Origin of the sequence: Bradyrhizobium sp. BRP20, from assembly GCF_020194215.1 — a bacterium.
Classification (GTDB): Bacteria; Pseudomonadota; Alphaproteobacteria; order Rhizobiales; family Xanthobacteraceae; genus Bradyrhizobium; species Bradyrhizobium yuanmingense.
Genome location: NZ_JADYVY010000008.1, coordinates 169,185 through 186,663 on the forward strand (window position 1 = coordinate 169,185; position 17,479 = coordinate 186,663).

Below are 17,479 nucleotides of genomic sequence, written 5' to 3' on the forward strand. Positions count from 1 at the left end.
TTCATGCAACGGAGGGATGAAAAAATTAGGCGGCGCGATGGAGCCTCAGCTGTCAGCGGGGCGAAAGTGCGCCCCGCTTGCAGGAGGCAAAGGGCAGCAGCGCTAGATCAGCTTCCGCTGCGCCAGGTTCTTCATTAGTGCGCCGATGCCGAACGTCCAGGGCTCGCACTCGTCGCTGGTGCGCATGCGGTTGACGAGCTTGCCGAGCTGAGGCGCTGCGATAGTGACAATGTCGTCGCGCTTGTGGGTGAATCCCTGCCCCGGCGCATCGCGATCCTTCACGGGTGCGAACATGGTGCCGAGGAACAGCACGAAGCCGTCAGGATATTGATGCACCTTGCCGATGGTCTGCGCGACGAGATCGGTCGGATCGCGGCTGATCTTGCTGATCGAGGAATGGCCGTCGAGAACGAAGCCGTCCGTCCCCATGACGTTCAGGCTGATGTCCAGCCTGCGCGCGTCGTCGAGCGTGAAGGTGTCGTCGAACAGGCGCAGCAGCGGACCAATCGAACAGGACGCGTTGTTGTCCTTGGCCTTCGACAACAGCAGCGCCGAGCGGCCCTCGAAGTCGCGCAGGTTCACGTCGTTGCCGAGCGCGCCCCCGACGATCTTGCCGCGGCTCGACACGAACAGCACGAGCTCGGGCTCGGGATTGTTCCAGGTCGATTTCGGGTGCAGGCCGGCATCCATGCCGGTGCCGACCGACGACAAGGTGGGCGCCTTGGTGAAAACCTCGGCATCCGGACCGATGCCGACCTCAAGATATTGGCTCCAGGCATTCTGATCGATCAGCACTTGCTTCAGGTGCATCGCCTGATCCGAGCCCGGCTTGAGCTTTGACAGATCGTCGCCGATCAGGCGCGTCACTTCTTTCCGGATCGCTTCGGCCGAGGCCGGATTGCCCTTGGCGCGCTCTTCGATAACGCGTTCCAGCATCGAGATCGCGAACGTGACGCCGGCGGCCTTCAGCGTCTGGAGATCGACGGGCGCGAGCAGCCAGGGCTTTTGGGGATCGCGCCCGTCCGGCGGGGTGTTGGCGACGATCGCCTCGAGATCACCGATGCGCTCGCCCTTGGTGGCGGCAAGCGCCTTGGCGGGATCGTCCGTCTCGCAGAGCGCACTGATGGTCGGAAATTTTGCTGTGACGTCATACAAACCGTCACCGCGCATGGCGGCGACGGCCGGACCGTTGACCTGCGGCAGCCAGACGCGGCCGACCAGCGTCCCCTTCGTGCCGTCCTCGGGGAGAAGGTCCTTTACAGTCAATGTCGTCATGGCCGCGTCCTCGCTGTTCTAAGGAATGGCCGCATTCGCAGCGGCCGTTCCCGTGAGCGAAGACCAATAAACGTCTGGCGCTGGAAGTCCAGAGCGGCGACGCGCCGTGCAATTATGCCCCTGCCCGCGCCTTTCGCGCTGCAATCTGGTGCAGTGCCCAGCGCGCATTCTTGCGGACATCAGGATCAGGATCGTCGGCGATCACGGCCAGGAATGCCTCGCCGTCAGGGTGGCCGATCTCACCTAGCGCGGCGGCGGCCTCTTTGCGCAAATTCGCCTGGTCGTGATTGACGCAATTGCCGATCGGCCGCACCGCGCGTTCGATCTTCATCTTGCCAAGGCTGCGGATCGCCTTCAGCCGCACCTGCCAGAACTCGTCCGCGAGGCAGCCGACGAGCTGATCAGCCGCGATTGCACCATTCACGTTGAGACCCAGCGTCTCCGCTGCCATCTCGCGGACCATCCAGTCGGCATCCTTCAGCGCGCGGGTGATGGTCTCCGCCGCCGGCTTCATCTGCGAAAAGGCCAATGCGCTCACGGCGGCGCGGCGCACATGGGCATCGGGATCGTTGATCAGCGCGGTTAGCGCCGGAATGGATTCTTCCAGCTTGAGAAAGCCGATCACGCCGATCGCCTGCACACGGACGGCGGCGTCAGGGTCCTGGAGCGCTTCCAGCGCGGGCTTGAGTGTATCCCTGCGGCGCAGTTCCTTCAGCGCGCGCAGAGCGCCCATGCGGACGAAAGCGTGGGTATGCCTGACCAGCGGCAGGATCGCGTCGGCGCAGGCGGGATCCTTGAATTCAGCCATGCTGTCGGCCGCAGCCGCCGCGACGATCCTCTCGGGATCGACGAGCAGCTTCACCAGCGCGCTTGCTGCCTCCGGTCCGTCGAACTCGCCGAGCGCCATCGCGACCTGCTGGCGCACACCGGCATCGGGATCGGTGACCATTTTGGCGAGATGTGCGACCGCGGCGGGATCGCCGGAATGACCGAGTGCAATGATGGCGACGCGGCGTTCGGCGGGATCGGCCGCCTGCAGCCGCTCGTCGGCGTCTTCGAGATCGTCATAGGATTCGAACGGGCTCGACATGATCACCTCAACAGATAGGGAATGTTGACGGTGACGGCGCCGGTCGGACAATCCGCTTCGCAGGGCATGCAATACCAGCACTCGTCATAGGCCATGTAGGCCTTGTTGGTCATGTCGCTGATGCGCAGCACGTCGAGCGGGCAGACATCGACGCAGACGGTGCAGCCCTTGTCGGCGATGCATTTGGCATCGTCGACCACCACCGGGACCGATGTCTGATAGGACGCGAGAGGCATGTGATGTCTCCTGTTGCTATGTTCTGGTGGATCAGGCCGAGGCGCGAATGCGCTGCTTGTCGTAGAGGTCCTTCTCGTCGTCCGCGATCGGCACGACATAGGGCTCGACTGCGCGCTTCTCGCTGGTCATCCTGCCGTCCTGCTTGGACAGCAGCGTGTGGCAGAACCAGTTCTCGTTGTCCTTCTCCGGGAAATCCGTCCGCCAGTGATAGAGACCCCAGCGGCTCTCTTCGCGGTAGAGCGAAGCGTGTGCGGCCATGTCGGCACAGTCCATGATCGACTGCACTTCGAGCGCGCGCAGCAATTCGTGCGCGTTGCGCGCGATCATGCGCTCCTGCATATCCTCACGCCCCTCGGCGAGCCGCCGCATGCCGAGCTCATATTTGCGCGTGACCTTCGGCGGCTGGAGATAGTCGTTGACCAGACGGCGGGTCTTGTACTCGATCTGGTTCGGCGGAATGCCGTCCTCGCGCTTGGTCGGCGCCATCACGCGCTCGCGTTCCATGGCGACGTCGGCCGCGTCGAATTCCGCGAAATCATGGTTGTCGGCGAACTCCATCGCGTCGATGCCTGCGACCGAGCCGTTGGTGAAGGCGCCGAGCATGTAATTGTGCGGGACGCTCGCCATGTCGCCGGCGGCATAGAGGCCGGGTACGGTGGTGCGGGCATTGTCGTCGACGAACACGCCTGACGCGCTGTGGCCGGAGCAGAAGCCGATCTCGGAGATATGCATCTCGATGGACTCACTGCGGTAGTCGACCCCGCGCCCCTGCTGGAACAGGCCGCGCGTCGGACGCTCGACCTTGTGCAGCGTGGATTCGATTTCGGAAATGGTGTCGGGGTGGAGATGCTTGAGCTGGAGGAACACCGGACCCTTGCCGGAGAGGAGCTCGTTGTAGAACTCCAGCATCATCTGGCCGGACCAGTAGTCGCATTCGATGAAGCGCGAGCCTTCGTTGTTTGCCGTATATGCGCCGAACGGGCCGGCGACATAGGCGCAGGCCGGGCCGTTATAGTCCTTGATCAGCGGGTTGATCTGGAAGCATTCGAGGTTCGCGAGCGCTGCGCCGGCGTGATAGGCCATGGCGTAACCGTCGCCGGAATTGGCGGCGTTCTCGTAGGTGCCGAACATGTAGCCGGACGTCGGCAGACCGAGGCGACCGGCGGCGCCCATGCAGAGGATCACGGCCTTGGCCTTGATCACCAGCATCTCGGCGGTACGCGTATTGACGCTGATGGCGCCGGCAATGCGGCCGTCGCCCGATTTGACCAGGCGCGTCGCCATGTAGCGGTTGGAAATGAGGATGCGGGCGCGGCGGAGCTGGCGATACAGCGCCTTCTTCACGGTCTCGCCGTTCGGCATGGGCAGAACGTAAGTGCCGATGTGGTGCACCTTCTTGACGGCATAGTCGCCGTTCTCGTTCTTCAGGAAGCGGATGCCGAAACTGTCGAGCTCCTCGATGATGCTGTAGCAGTTCTGCGCGTATTTATAGACCGCCTTCTGGTCGACGATGCCGTCATTGGCGATGGTGATTTCCTTGGTGTACTGCTCCGGCGTCGCGTAACCGGGGATGACGGCGTTGTTGAGCCCATCCATACCCATCGAGATCGCGCCGGAGCGCTTGACGTTCGCCTTCTCGAGCAGGACGACATTGGCCTTCGGGTTCTTCAGCTTCGCCTTCAGTGCCGCCATCGGGCCGGCTGTGCCGCCGCCGATCACCAGCACATCGCAGGAAACTTCCGAAAGTCCGTCGACGATCTGATCTAGTGCCATCGCTTGCTCCTGGTTCGCCGATCCCGGCGCCTTTGCGTCAGATTTGTTCAGGGGGCGTCGCCGCGATAGCAATTAGTTGTCGCTGGGACGCGATTTGTAGCTCAGCGCTCGACGAAGGCTTTTTCGATGACGAAATGGCCGGGCTGGCTATGGTTGCCCTCGACAAAGCCGCGCGCCGCGAACATCGCGTGGAGTTCCTCGAGCATCGCCGGGCTGCCGCACAGCATGATGCGGTCAGTTTCGATGTCGAGGCTCGCTTGTCTGATATCCTCGAAGAGCTGGTTCGAGGCGATCAGGTCGGTGATGCGGCCGCGATTCCGGAACGGCTCGCGGGTGACGGTCGGGTAGTAGACGAGCTTGTCGCGGATCAAGGGGCCGAAGAATTCGTGATTGCGCAGGTCCTCGACGAGGTGCTCGCCATAGGCGAGTTCCGAGACCTGGCGGCAGCCATGGGCGAGCACGATGGTCTCGTAATTCTCATAGACGTCGGGGTCCTTGATCAGGCTGGCGAAGGGCGCCAGGCCCGTTCCGGTTGAAAGCAGCAGCAGGCGTTTTCCCGGAATGAGGTTGCCGGTGATCAGCGTGCCCGTCGCCTTGCGACCGACCAGGATGATGTCGCCTTCCCTTATCTTCTGAAGGCGAGAGGTGAGCGGGCCGTCCTGCACCTTGATCGAGAAGAATTCGAGCGCCTCCTCGTGATTGGCGCTGGCCATGCTGTAGGCCCGCATCAACGGCTTGCCCCCGACCTCCAGACCAATCATTGCGAACTGCCGTTCTGGAAGCGGAAGCCGGGATCGCGCGTCGCGGTGAAGCTGAACAGGGAATCGGTCCAGTGCCTGACCGACAGAACCGTTTCCTTCTGAAATGCACTCATCGTCTCTCCTTGGTCATCGATGACGCGCAAGGTTTCGGAGAGAGGAGAGTCCGGCAATTCTGAAGTGAAATTCCCGGTGGATTAGTTTCACATTTCGCGTGGGTTGCTCGAAGAACAGGCTCGCGATCCCGCCCGCACCGGCAATTAGTTGCTATTCGTGCGTTCCCGTCTCGACGTAGAATGAAGTCAGAGGTTCGTCATGATAATGACATTGGTGGCACCGACCGTAGCCGGCTACGAAGCCAGCGCCGATCTCGCTTCGCTCCTGGTCCGCACGGCGCAGGACGACGCGCTCAGCGTTTCTGCCGAAACACTCCGCCTCTCCTGCAAATGCGCCCATTGCACCCGCGCCCGCTTCGACGGCCGCTTCCCCAAAGCGTTTCCGGGGATTGCGATCACCGACATCGGCGATCTCGGCTATGGGCTGAACATCTCGTTTTCGGATGGGCACAACCGGGGGATATATCCGAAGTCGTATCTGCTGAACTTGGCGGGGCAGTGACCCGGTCTTCGGTGTCGTTTCCCCGCGCGAGGCGTCTGCCCCCATCTGGCACGGACATTGCTCCTCTTTAGAACGATTTGAAACGTTCGGGAGGCAGGCGATGTTGCAGGCAGCGAATGCGGTTCGCGGGGCTGTTCCCCCAGCAGTCAGGCCTGCCAGCAGTTCCTCGCTGCTGCTCACCGAGAACCAGCAATGGATCGGCGGTCCACCCCCGTTGATGGACAAGCTCTCACCGCGCGAGCGGGAGTTGGTGCTGAAGCAGGGCCGCCGCAAGGTGCTCAATCGCGGCCAAACGCTGTTCAGCCAGGGCGGCAAGCATGACGGCATCTGGCTGATCGAGAGCGGCCGCATCCGTGTCTTCTACACCTCGCCACTCGGACGCGAGATCACGCTGGCCTATTGGCATGTTGGCAATTTCGTCGGCGGTCCCGAAGTGTTCGAAGGCACCGTGCATCAATGGTCCGGCGTTGCCTCCAGTAATTGCAGCGTCGTGCACCTGCCCGGAAAGGAACTGCGGTCCCTTGCCGCAGAGATCCCGAACCTCGCGATTGGCCTGATCGAAGGCCTGACGTTCAAAGGCAAATGCTATTCGGCGCTGGCCCAGATGCTTGGGACGCGCTCGATCACGCAGCGTCTCGCCCATCTCTTGCTGCATCTCGTCGAGCTTTACGGCGTCGCGGATGCCGACGGCACCGTGATCGCTGCGGCCTTCACCCACGCCGACATCGCCCACATGGTCGGCGCCACCAGACAATGGGTCACGATCAGCCTGAAGCGGATGCAGGAGAAGGGAATCGTGCTGACCAAACGGTCGCAGATCGTGGTCTGCCGGACCGACATTCTGGAGGAGATGCGCGGCCAGGCGGCGGATTGAAGGGGGCCCGCGACCATGGCCGGTGCACAGGCAAGCGGCTTTATAGTGCAGGACTGCCCAAGGAGTATGCAATCAGCTTTTCCCGGCAACTAATCGACTGCGGCGGCCACTCCGGATTTGCCCTGCCTGCGCCCTCCCCCAATCATGGCACCCACAGCACATCCAACCGAATGAGGATGAGAATGGCCCGCCATCTTCCCACGCTCTCGATCGCGATGTCGGTGACGTCGCTGGCGCTGCTCGTCGCGCAGCCGGCTTCTGCGGAAACCGTCAAGCTCGGCATCGGAACGCAGGATACCACGACCAACACGGTCACCGCAGGCGTCGTCATCCGCCAATTGCAACTGCTTGAGAAGTACCTGCCGAAGGACGGCAAATACGCCAACATCAAGTTCGAGCTCGAATGGCAGAACTTCACCTCCGGTCCGCCCGTCACCAACGCGATGATGGCGAACAAGCTGCAGATCGGGATGATGGGCGACTATCCGCTCATCGTGAACGGATTCACCTTCGAGAGCAATCCGGAGAGCAAGAGCCGCCTCGTCGGCATCGCCGCCTACAGCCTGTCCGGCTCGGGCAACGGCCTCGTCGTCCACAAGGACTCACCCTATTACGACCTCGCCGATCTCAAGGGTAAGCTCGTCAGCGTGCCTTTCGGCTCCGCCGCGCACGGCATGGTGCTGAAAGCGATGCAGGATCGCGGCTATGCGTCCGATTTCTTCCAGCTCGTCAGCCAGAGCCCGGAGGTCGGCTCGACCAATCTGCAGGAGAAGAAGATCGACGGGCACGCCGATTTCGTCCCCTTCGCCGAGCTGTTGCCGTTCCGCGGCTTCGCGCGGAAGATCTTCGACGGCGTCGAAACGAACTTGCCGACCTTCCACGGCATCGTGGTTCGCACCGACTTCGCCGAAAAATATCCCGAGGTCGTCGTCGCCTATTTCAAGGCGCTAATCGCCGCCAATCAGTGGCTGCGCGCGGATCCCAAGCTGGCCGCCGAGAAGATCCAGGAATGGACCGGCATCAACAAGGAGGTCGTCTACATCTTCTTAGGGCCCAGCGGCAATATGACGACCGATCCGACTATCAAGCCGGCGCTGATCGATGCGGCCACGACCGACGTCAAGGTGCTGCAGAATCTCGGCCGCATGAAGGAGTTCGATCCGAAAAAATGGGTCGACGACAAATACATCCGCAAGGCCTATGCTGAAATGAAGCTCGACTACGACGCCCAGCTCGCGAGCACCAACAACTATGAGATCTCGGGCGAGGACAGCTTCTGCAAGAAGCCCATCACCGATCCGCGCAAGGCGGGCGAAGTTTGGGTCGACGGTGCCGGCATCATGCCCTTCTCGTCCGCCAGCTGCACGCTCGGCGCCTATGCCGACTACAAGGCCAAGGGCAAGAAGATCAACGTCGCCTACGTCTTCGACACCACGCGCGGCATCAAGCTGTTCGCCGATCAGGCCTTCTTCGCGGTCGGCAATAGCGAGGTCGCCCCGTTCCTGCTGAAGAAGGACGCCGAAGCCTACGCCGCCAAGATCAGTGGCAAGGTGCTCGGCTTCGATGATGCGATGAAGGCCGCCGTCGGCGGAGGCAAGACGTGAGCAGCCCCGCCCTCGTCAGACAGCCCGAGGACAGCATGCCGGCAACAGCACTTGCAGAGGCGGGCCCCTCGCCCGCCGCCATCACCCCGCCTACGACGCCGCCTTCCTTCGGCACACTCGCCTTGCGCTGGTACCGGCTCAATCGGGCAGGTCTGCGGGCGACCGCGATCGGCATCATCTCGCTGCTCGCGTTCCTGCTGGTCTGGCATCTGCTCACGACCTATCGGGTCGTGTTCTTCGTGCGCTTCACCAACGTACCCTCGCCGCTCGCGGTCTATGACAGCTTCATAAAGGCGATTCACGATCCTAAATTCCTGATGCACATCCTGCTCAGTTGCCGGCGCATCTTCATCGGATTCTCGCTCGCGGCGATCGTCGGCGTGCCGCTCGGCCTGATCATGGGGCGCTTCAAGCTGGTGCATGAGGTGATCTTCCCGGTCGCCGAAGTGCTGCGGCCGATCCCGGCAATCGCCTGGGTGCCGATGGCGATCATGCTGTGGCCGACCAACGAGCAGAGCATCGTCTACATCACCTTCCTCGGTTCGTTCTTCCCGATTCTCGTCAACACCCTGCACGGCATGTCGCTGGTCGACCCCGTGCTGGTACGCGCCGCGCAATGTCTCGGCGCGCGCGAACGCTCGATCTTCCGGGAGGTCTATTTCCCAGCCTCGCTGCCGCACATCTTCACCGGCCTCACCGTCGGCATGGGCGTCGCCTGGGTGTCGCTGATCGCGGCCGAGATGATCTCCGGTCAGTACGGCATCGGTTACTTCACCTGGGAAGCTTATTCGCTGGTCCAATATGCCGACATCGCGCTCGGCATGATCGCGATCGGCGTGCTCGGCCTCGGATCGAGCCTGCTAATCCGGGGCGCGGGGCAATTGGTGATGCCGTGGAGATCCACATGAGCGAGGTGCTAGCGAACAGCCCAAAAGGCCACATCGAAGTCACGAACTTCTCCCTCGCCTACGAGACCATCGAGGGCGCGGTGCAGGCCGTCACCGACACGCAGATCCATGTGCGGCCCGGCGAGTTCGTCTCTATCGTCGGGCCCTCCGGCTGCGGAAAATCGACGCTGCTCAATGCGGTCGCAGGCTTCCTCAAGCCGACGACCGGCGTAGTTACCGTCGACGGCGAGCGGGTAAAGGGTCCGAGCGCCGAACGCGGCATGGTGTTTCAGCAATATTCTCTGTTTCCGTGGAAAACCGTGCGGGAGAACGTCGAGTTCGGGCTGAAGATGCGCGGCATGCCACGCTCGCAGCGCGAACGCGCCGCGCGCACGCTGCTGGGGCTTGCGGGACTCGAAGCGTTCGAAAAGCATTATCCGGAAAAGCTCTCCGGCGGCATGAAGCAGCGCGTCGGCATCGTCCGCGCGCTCGCGACGGGACCGAAAGTGCTGTTGCTGGACGAGCCCTTCGGCGCGCTCGACGCACAGACGCGCGTCATCATGCAGCAGATCCTCACCAATATGTGGCAGCGGCTGAAGATCTCGGTGCTGTTCGTCACCCACGACATTGACGAAGCCATCTTTCTGTCCGACCGCGTCTATTGCATGACCGCGCGGCCGGGCTCGATCAAGGCGGAGATCCCGATCCCGCTGGAGCGGCCGCGGCAGCAATCGATGATGATGTCGTCGGAATTTTTGGCGCTCCGCCGCGGGCTGATGTCGCTGATCCGCGAAGAGAGCCTGAAGGCGATGGGCGGCGAGATCAACGACTTGGGCATGCAGGGACTGAACATCGAGCTGCACGGCCACTCGCTCGCGGACGTGATTTAGCTTACCGCTCGCAGCAATGACGGTCTCGTAGGGTGGGCAAAGCGAAAGCGTGCCCACGGTTCTCCGTCTCTTAAGAACGGTCGGCACGGCGCTTGCGCCCCTTTGCCCACCCTACTGCAGCTTTGCCCTGATCACTTGAACCAGTGCACCAGCGCGATGCTGATCCCCAGCAGCAGCAGCAGCGACAGCGTCACGGCCGCCGTCACCCGGCCGCCGACATTGGCGAGCACGCGCACGTCGACGCCAAGGCCGAGGGCGGCCATCGAGACCACCGTGAGAAAGCTCGTGATCGTCGTCACGGGGCCAACCACCGTCGCCGGCACGATCTCCAGCGAGCGCAGGGTCGCAAGCGCAAGGAAGCCGAGGATGAACCAGGGGACCAGGCGGAAGAAGCCGACGCTGGTTTTCTTGGCATCGCTCTGCCAGCGCGAAGCGACCAGCGACAGGCCGACGACGACCGGGCCGAGCATCAGGACACGCATCAGCTTCACCAGCGTGCCGATCTGGGTTGAGACGAGACCTGCCGGCACCGTCGCGGCGAGCACCTGCGGCACTGCGTAAACGGTGAGCCCGGCGAGAATGCCGTACTGCGTTGCGGACAATTGCAGCAGCGGGATCAGCAGCGGCAGGCCCAGCACCATCATCACGCCAAGGATCGCCGTAAAGGAGATCGAGGATGCAATCTCGTCGTTGCTGGCGCCGATGATGGGCGCCACTGCGGCGATGGCGGAATTGCCGCAGATCGAGTTGCCGCAGGCGATCAGGATCGACAGACGTGTCGACAAGCCGAGCATACGGCTCAGGCCGAAAGAAACACCGAGGGCAATCACGACGACCGCCGCGATCGATGCCAGCAGCGCAATACCGGAAGCTGCGATTGCGGCAAAGCTGATGGAGGCCCCGAGCAGCATCACCGCGACTTCCAGCAGTTGCTTGGCGCTGAAGGCGATGCCGGCCTGCCACCGCGGGGCCGGCTTCCAGAAGCTGCGCACCGCCATGCCGAGCAGGATCGCCATGACCAGCGCCTCGACATAGGGGTGCTCGAACATGCCCAGTTCGGCCCGCTCGAGCAGGGCCGACACACCGGCCACGAGAACGCAGAGGAGGATGCCCGGAATCAGCGCCGCAATACGGCCCGCGGCGGTGACCGGCTTGGAATCGGCCGGGCTGGATGCTTGATTCTGCGACACAAATCTCTCCCGAAGGAGAAAGATTTATACGCACCACGACCCGATTGGGAAATATGTTTTCGACATATCAGGGCCGAGAGAAGTTCTGTCCTCGGACCGGAATAAACGGCCTCAGAAGATCAGGTTCTTGGCCAGCGAGGCGACGCGGCTGAAACCGTCATAGATGCCGGGCTCGAAGAAGGCTGCACGGGCCAGCACGATGCCCGCGACCAGCGACCAGAACAGGGTGGTGCCGGCCCGCAGCAGGAGCTTCGAGGCGCGCGACTTCGGCTGTGTGTCCGTTGCGGACACCAGTTGCTCGCCGAAGGGCTCAAATCCAGTGCGTTCCATGGCTGCCGATCCACCAATTTCTGGCGGAAATGTCGTCGTTTCGGCTGCAAACAGCAATGGAAGCGATTGGCGTTTTTGCGCTCGGAAGGGGAAACTCCTTCCTCCTGACAGGACCGCGGCAATAGTTTTCTTCTTTCCGCCTATTTGGACACCGCCGCTCCGGTCACAACGCCTTCACCGCGTCGGGATTCCCCGAGGGCTCGGGAGCACGGCGGCAGCGCCATCTTCCAGTCGGTTGATGGCGCCGCACCGACGATGGCCCATCTCGCTACGCCGCCAGTCCGCTCTCTACTGGCGCAAACTCCAGCCCCAGACTCTCCGCCACCGCCTTGTTCGTCACCCGGCCGCGATGCACGTTGAGCCCGTTGCGCAGATGCGGATTCTCCAAGATGGCCGCAAATCCCTTGTTGGCGAGCATCAGGCCGAACGGCAGCGTGGCGTTGTTCAGGGCTTGGCTCGAGGTCACCGGCACGGCTCCCGGCATGTTGGCGACGCAATAGTGAACGACGCCGTCGACCTCGTAGGTCGGCTCCGCGTGCGTGGTCGGGTGCGAGGTCTCAAAGCAACCGCCCTGGTCGATCGCGACGTCGACCAGCACGGCTCCCGGCCGCATCGATTTCAGCATCGCACGGGTGACGAGCTTCGGCGCGCTGGCGCCGGGCACCAGCACTGCACCGATCACGACGTCGGCGGCGAACACCTCGTCCTCGACCGCCTCGATGGTGGAGAAACGGGTGCGTACGCGTCCAACAAACAGATCGTCTAGTTCGCGCAGGCGCGGGATCGAGCGGTCGATCACGGTGACTTCGGCACCTAAGCCGGCGGCCATGCGTGCCGCCTGCGTTCCGACCACGCCGCCGCCGAGCACGACGACGCGTGCCGGCTGCACGCCGGGCACGCCGCCGAGCAGCAGGCCGCGGCCGCCGCTGGAACGCTTGAGCGCGGCGCCGGCGGCCTCGATGGCGAGGCGGCCGGCGACTTCGCTCATCGGGGCGAGCAGCGGGAGGTGACCGCTCGCGTCCGTGACGGTTTCATAGGCGATTGCGGTGCAGCCGGAAGCAAGCAGGCCCTTGGCCTGGTCGGGATCCGGCGCAAGATGAAGGTAAGTAAAAAGGATCTGGCCTTCGCGAAGCTGAGCCCATTCGCTCTTCTGCGGCTCCTTCACCTTCACGATCATGTCGGACTTTGCAAAGATCTCGCGAGCGGTCTCGGCAATGGACGCCCCTGCCCGCCGGTACACCTCGTCGGACGCACCGATGCCGCTGCCGGCGCCGCTCTCGACCGTCACCTGGTGCCCGGCGGCAACGTATTCGCGGACCGCACCTGGGGTGAGCCCGACCCGATATTCCTGCACCTTGATCTCCTTCGGGACTCCGACGCGCATCTTGATCTCCCTCGCCAATGCTTTGATTCCATTGTTGATCGTAGCGAGAGGGTCGGTTTGGTTTCGTGCAAATATCCGCTACCTTGGCAGCGCCCGCGCCGGTTTCCGGCGCGAAATGGTCCTTTGACGCTGGAAACGAAACCTTGGCCCTCGACCGGAAAGACCTCGCCATCCTCGCGGAACTCACGACCAATGCGCGAGCCAGCCACACCGAGCTTGCCAACAAGATCGGCTTGTCGAGCACGGCGCTGGCGCGGCGGCAGAAGGCGCTGGAGGATGACGGCTACATCCAGGCCTACCAGGCCGCGCTCGACCTGGCCCAGTTCGGCCTCACCACCACGGTGCTGGTTCGCATCGCGCTGGAGAGCCAGAGCGACGAGGCACTGAAGGCGTTCGAGGCAGAGGTGACGAAATGCCCCTCTGTCGTGCGCTGCTTCCTGATGTCGGGGACGGACGACTACATCGTGATCGTGCTCGCCCGCGACATCCAGGATTTCGAGCGCATCCATCGCACCGAGCTGTCCCGCCTGCCCCGCGTCGCGCGGGTGCAATCGAGCTTCGCGCTGCGCGAGATCGTCAACCGCGCGGTGCCGACCGTGGTGTTCGGCGAGACCAAGCGCTGATCTCGTAAATCCAATCGGGAGAACCGATTGGGAACCAAGCAACTCGTCATCCGTTGGGCGCTATCGGCCAGCGGCGGCAACGCAGTCTCGCGTCATTTGCACAATTTGCCCGGCTCGGCCTTTCCGCAGGGAAATACACCATGGCCGACCTTACGATCCCCGAACGCATTCCGATCAACCTCGTCGTCAATGGCGAAAGCCGCGCGCTCGAGGTCGTGCCATGGACCACGCTTCTGGATGCGCTGCGTGACCGTCTGCAGCTGACCGGCACCAAGAAAGGCTGCGATCACGGCCAATGCGGTGCCTGTACCGTGCTGATCGACGGAAGACGGGTCAATTCCTGCCTGACCCTGGCCGTCATGAAGGATGGCGCCGAGATCACGACTATCGAAGGCTTGGCAAAGGACGGCACGCTGCATCCCCTGCAACAGGCCTTCATCGACCACGATGCCTTTCAATGCGGCTATTGCACGCCGGGACAGATTTGCTCTGCCGCGGGCCTGTTGGCGGAAGGCCGTGCGCGCGACGCGGATGAGATCCGGGAGCTGATGAGCGGAAACCTATGTCGCTGCGGTGCCTACCCCAACATCGTGGCTGCGATCGAGCAGGCAATGAGCCGGTCATGAACAACTTCCAATATTCGCGCGCAAGCGATGTTGCCGACGCCATCCGCCTGCTCGCCGCCGATCCCGGTGCGAAGTTGATCGCCGGCGGCACCAACCTGATCGATCTGATGAAGGAGAACGTCGAACGGCCCTCCCGGCTGATCGACATCTCCCGCCTGCCGCTCCGCGACGTCGAGGAGACGGCGGACGGCGGTCTGCGCATCGGCGCCTTGGTGCCGAATTCGGACCTCGCCTACCACCCGTTGATCGAGCAGCGCTATCCCCTCCTTGCCAGCGCCATCCTGGCCGGCGCCTCCGCGCAACTGCGCAACATGGCCTCGGTCGGCGGCAATCTGATGCAACGTACGCGCTGCCCCTACTTCTATGACACCACGACACCCTGCAACAAGCGAAGCCCCGGCACGGGCTGCTCGGCCCTCGATGGCCTCAACCGCAACCATGCCATCCTCGGCACCAGCAGCTCCTGCATCGCGACCAATCCATCCGACATGAGCGTGGCGCTGGCCGCGCTCGGCGCGCTCGTACATATCGCACGCCCCTCGGGGCAGCGCACCATCGCGCTGACGGATTTCCATCGGCTTCCTGAGGACAAGCCTCATCTCGATACCAATCTCGGCAGCGGCGAGATCATTATCGCCATCGAGCTGCCGCCGAACGGCTTTGCCCGGACTTACAGCTATCTGAAGATCCGCGACCGGCTGTCCTACGCCTTTGCTCTGGTCTCGGTCGCGGCCGCGGTCGACCTGGAGGGCAACGCGATCAGCGAAGCGCGCCTTGCGCTCGGTGGCGTGGCCCACAAGCCCTGGCGAAGCCTCGAGGCCGAAGCCGCATTGCGCGGTCAGGCGGCAACACCGGATCATTTCGGGCGCGCCGCCGACCTGCTGCTGCAGGGAGCGACGGCACGCTCCCACAACGGGTTCAAGATCGACCTGGCGCGCCGAGCCGTCGTGCGTGCGCTGATGCAGGCCGCAAGCGCCACGCCGCAATCACAAGCTCACAAGAAGATCGCATGAGGACCCGATGAACGCCTATGTCGGAACACCAACGTCGCGCGTCGACCGCCGCGCCAAGGTCACCGGGGCCGCCAAATATGCCGGCGAATTCGCAGCAGACGGTCTCCTTCACGGCTTCGTCGTCGAGGCCAGCATCGCGCGTGGGCGCGTCGCTCGTCTCGATACCAGCGAGGCGCTGAAGGTGAAGGGCGTGGTCGACGTGCTCACGCATGAACATCGGCCGCCCCTCGCCGACAAGGACGAAGCCTGGAAGGATGAGGTGGCGCCGGAGAAGGGCTCGCCGTTCCGGCCGCTCTATGATGAGAGGGTCAAGTTCAACGGCCAGCCGATCGCGCTGGTCGTCGCGGAGGACTGGGAGATCGCCAAGTTCGCCGCAACCCGCGTTCGCGTCGAATATGAGCAGGAGGCGTTTTCGACCGATCTTGAATCCGAACGCGGCAAGGCCGAGAAAGTGGATCAACCGCACAAGCCGCGTGGTGATGCCGCAGCAGCCCTGACGCGCGCGGCCGTGCGCCACGAGGCGGATTACGTCATTCCGACCGAGCACCACAACCCCATGGAGCTCTTCGCGACGACGGCCGTCTGGAACGGCAGTGGCGGGCTCACGGTCTACGACAAGACGCAGGGCGTCCAGAACGTCCAGAAGTTTCTCTGCAGCGTATTCGGCAAGAAGCCGGACGACATCCGCGTGATCTCGCCCTATGTCGGCGGCGCCTTCGGCTCGGGCCTGCGACCGCAGCACCAGGTGGTGCTGGCAACCCTCGCCGCGCTCGCACTGAAGCGCTCCGTCCGCGTCGTGCTGACGCGGCAGCAGATGTATGGCCTGGGCTACCGTCCCATGACCATCGAGCGCGTTGCGCTCGGTGCAAAGCCGGACGGCACGCTCGATGCGATCACCCACGAAGCCGTTGCCGTGACCTCACGTTATGAGGATTTTTCGCGCAACGATACGGGCTGGGCCGAGCAGCTTTACAAGAGTCCCAACAGCAACTTTTCCCATAAGCTGGTGGACCTCGACGTTTCGACACCCTGCGACATGCGCGCGCCGGGTGCGGCAACGGGCGTCTGCGCGCTCGAATGCGCCATGGACGAATTGGCCGTCGCGCTGAAGCTCGATCCGGTCGAGCTGCGCCTGAGGTGCTACTCGGATCGCGACCAGAGCCAAGGCCTGCCTTACACCAGCAAGCAGCTGCGCGAGTGCTACGCCCGCGGCGCCGAAGCGTTCGGCTGGAGCCGGCGTAATCCGGCGCCGCGTTCCATGCGAGACGGCAAGGAGCTCGTCGGCTGGGGCATGGCGACTGGGGTGTGGGAAGCGCTGCAGATGCCGGTCGCCGTCCGCATCGTGCTGACGGCCAACGGCCATGCCGAGGTCTCCTGCGCCGCGTCCGATATCGGCACCGGCACCTACACCATCGTGGCGCAGGTCGCGGCCGATGCTCTCGGGCTGCCGATCGAGAATATCAGCGTCCGGCTCGCCGATTCGAGCTTGCCGCAAGCCCCCGTCGAGGGCGGCTCCTGGATGGCGGCATCAAGCGCGCATGCGGTCTTGGGAGCGGCCGAAGAAATTCGCTGGGAACTCGCACGTCTTGCCAAGGCCATGCCGGGCACACCGCTCGCTGACCTCGACGCCGCCGACGTCACCCTGACTGACGGCATGATCGCCAGCAGCGACGGTCGCGGGGCCGCTGTCTCGATTGCGGATGTCATGCGCCACAGCAAGCTCGAGCGGATCGAAAAGGAGAAGCTCAACCAATTCGCGGAGGATAAATCGCATGCCCGCAACACACATTCGGCGGTCTTCGCGGAGGTGAAGATCGACGAGGAGCTGGGAATTATCCGTGTCACCCGGATCGTGAATGCGGTCGCGGCCGGGCGCATCCTGAACACCAAGACCGGCCGCAGCCAGATCATGGGCGGGGTGGTCTGGGGTATTGGAATGGCGCTGCACGAGGAAACGGTGATGGATCACCGCTTCGGCCGCATCATGAACGCGAACATTGCCGAATACCACATTCCCGTGAACGCCGACGTCCACGACATTGACGTCATTTTCGTCGACGAGCCCGACGACCGCATCAACCGGTTGGGAATCAAGGGGCTCGGCGAGATCGGCATCGTCGGCGTCCCGGCCGCAATTGCGAACGCCGTCTACCATGCCACCGGCAAGCGCATCCGGCGCTTCCCGATCACACTGGACAAGCTGCTGGAGTGAAGCGTCAGGCTAACCTTGCCGCAGCACTCGGGCATGTCATCCAGATGTCATCGAATGTGCAGAGAGCTGTATCTTCCTGCACATTCGGGACCTGC

The 17,479-nt window shown here is 63.4% G+C and carries 17 protein-coding genes; 9 read left to right on the top strand and 8 right to left on the bottom strand.

Annotation, left to right across the window (positions count from 1 at the left end):
• Positions 1-102: 102 nt before the first annotated feature.
• The 5 genes from I6F33_RS20465 to I6F33_RS20485 all read right to left on the bottom strand — a co-directional run bounded on the left by I6F33_RS20465 (position 103) and on the right by I6F33_RS20485 (position 5,241).
• Positions 103-1,275: a fumarylacetoacetate hydrolase family protein gene (locus I6F33_RS20465; RefSeq protein WP_225143980.1), complete on the bottom strand. Its 1,173-nt coding sequence runs from the start codon at positions 1,273-1,275 to the stop codon at positions 103-105.
• Between the two features lie 112 nt (positions 1,276-1,387).
• Positions 1,388-2,365, bottom strand: coding sequence for a HEAT repeat domain-containing protein (locus I6F33_RS20470; RefSeq protein ID WP_036023369.1), 978 nt, complete (start codon positions 2,363-2,365; stop codon positions 1,388-1,390).
• A gap of 2 nt (positions 2,366-2,367) precedes the next feature.
• The gene (locus I6F33_RS20475; protein WP_007593252.1) at positions 2,368-2,601 is read right to left on the bottom strand and encodes a ferredoxin family protein; all 234 of its coding nucleotides are present in this window, start codon (positions 2,599-2,601) and stop codon (positions 2,368-2,370) included.
• Positions 2,602-2,632: 31 nt separating this feature from the next.
• Entirely contained in the window at positions 2,633-4,375 is a 1,743-nt protein-coding gene (locus I6F33_RS20480) for a fumarate reductase/succinate dehydrogenase flavoprotein subunit (RefSeq protein ID WP_225143981.1), read from the bottom strand.
• Between the two features lie 101 nt (positions 4,376-4,476).
• Positions 4,477-5,241: a ferredoxin--NADP reductase gene (locus tag I6F33_RS20485; protein ID WP_225144064.1), complete on the bottom strand. Its 765-nt coding sequence runs from the start codon at positions 5,239-5,241 to the stop codon at positions 4,477-4,479.
• A 213-nt stretch (positions 5,242-5,454) separates the two neighbouring features.
• Here I6F33_RS20485 and I6F33_RS20490 point away from each other — a divergent pair, with 213 nt between their 5' ends.
• From I6F33_RS20490 to I6F33_RS20510, 5 genes are all read left to right on the top strand, one after another.
• Positions 5,455-5,751, top strand: coding sequence for a gamma-butyrobetaine hydroxylase-like domain-containing protein (locus tag I6F33_RS20490; RefSeq protein ID WP_036035079.1), 297 nt, complete (start codon positions 5,455-5,457; stop codon positions 5,749-5,751).
• Between the two features lie 100 nt (positions 5,752-5,851).
• A complete protein-coding gene (locus tag I6F33_RS20495; RefSeq protein ID WP_057030048.1) occupies positions 5,852-6,625 on the top strand; it encodes a Crp/Fnr family transcriptional regulator in 774 nt (257 codons plus the stop codon).
• Between the two features lie 182 nt (positions 6,626-6,807).
• A complete protein-coding gene (locus I6F33_RS20500) occupies positions 6,808-8,229 on the top strand; it encodes an ABC transporter substrate-binding protein (protein ID WP_225143982.1) in 1,422 nt (473 codons plus the stop codon).
• Positions 8,226-9,137 (top strand): ABC transporter permease, encoded by a 912-nt coding sequence (locus I6F33_RS20505; RefSeq protein WP_225143983.1) that lies wholly within the window; start codon positions 8,226-8,228, stop codon positions 9,135-9,137. The genes I6F33_RS20500 and I6F33_RS20505 overlap by 4 nt, the downstream gene beginning before the upstream one ends.
• On the top strand, positions 9,134-10,006 hold the full coding sequence (locus I6F33_RS20510; protein WP_225143985.1) for an ABC transporter ATP-binding protein: 873 nt from the start codon (positions 9,134-9,136) through the stop codon (positions 10,004-10,006). Before I6F33_RS20505 ends, I6F33_RS20510 begins: the two co-directional genes overlap by 4 nt.
• A 131-nt stretch (positions 10,007-10,137) precedes the next feature.
• Here the strand turns inward: I6F33_RS20510 and I6F33_RS20515 are convergent, their stop codons facing one another.
• The 3 genes from I6F33_RS20515 to ald all read right to left on the bottom strand — a co-directional run bounded on the left by I6F33_RS20515 (position 10,138) and on the right by ald (position 12,910).
• A complete protein-coding gene (locus I6F33_RS20515) occupies positions 10,138-11,196 on the bottom strand; it encodes a putative sulfate exporter family transporter (protein WP_225143987.1) in 1,059 nt (352 codons plus the stop codon).
• Positions 11,197-11,307: 111 nt separating this feature from the next.
• The gene (locus I6F33_RS20520; RefSeq protein ID WP_027546306.1) at positions 11,308-11,526 is read right to left on the bottom strand and encodes a hypothetical protein; all 219 of its coding nucleotides are present in this window, start codon (positions 11,524-11,526) and stop codon (positions 11,308-11,310) included.
• 268 nt (positions 11,527-11,794) lie between these two features.
• Complete coding sequence (gene ald / locus I6F33_RS20525; protein WP_036005590.1) at positions 11,795-12,910, bottom strand: alanine dehydrogenase; 1,116 nt, start codon at positions 12,908-12,910, stop codon at positions 11,795-11,797.
• A gap of 143 nt (positions 12,911-13,053) precedes the next feature.
• Here ald and I6F33_RS20530 point away from each other — a divergent pair, with 143 nt between their 5' ends.
• The 4 genes from I6F33_RS20530 to I6F33_RS20545 all read left to right on the top strand — a co-directional run bounded on the left by I6F33_RS20530 (position 13,054) and on the right by I6F33_RS20545 (position 17,384).
• Positions 13,054-13,533, top strand: a complete 480-nt coding sequence (locus I6F33_RS20530) for an Lrp/AsnC family transcriptional regulator (RefSeq protein WP_225143989.1) — start codon at positions 13,054-13,056, stop codon at positions 13,531-13,533.
• Between the two features lie 140 nt (positions 13,534-13,673).
• On the top strand, positions 13,674-14,159 hold the full coding sequence (locus tag I6F33_RS20535; protein WP_225144065.1) for a (2Fe-2S)-binding protein: 486 nt from the start codon (positions 13,674-13,676) through the stop codon (positions 14,157-14,159).
• Positions 14,156-15,172 carry a xanthine dehydrogenase family protein subunit M gene (locus tag I6F33_RS20540; RefSeq protein WP_225143991.1) on the top strand — a complete coding sequence of 339 codons (1,017 nt, stop codon included), beginning with the start codon at positions 14,156-14,158 and terminating at the stop codon, positions 15,170-15,172. The genes I6F33_RS20535 and I6F33_RS20540 overlap by 4 nt, the downstream gene beginning before the upstream one ends.
• 7 nt (positions 15,173-15,179) lie before the next feature.
• Complete coding sequence (locus I6F33_RS20545; protein WP_225143993.1) at positions 15,180-17,384, top strand: xanthine dehydrogenase family protein molybdopterin-binding subunit; 2,205 nt, start codon at positions 15,180-15,182, stop codon at positions 17,382-17,384.
• Positions 17,385-17,479 lie beyond the last annotated feature (95 nt).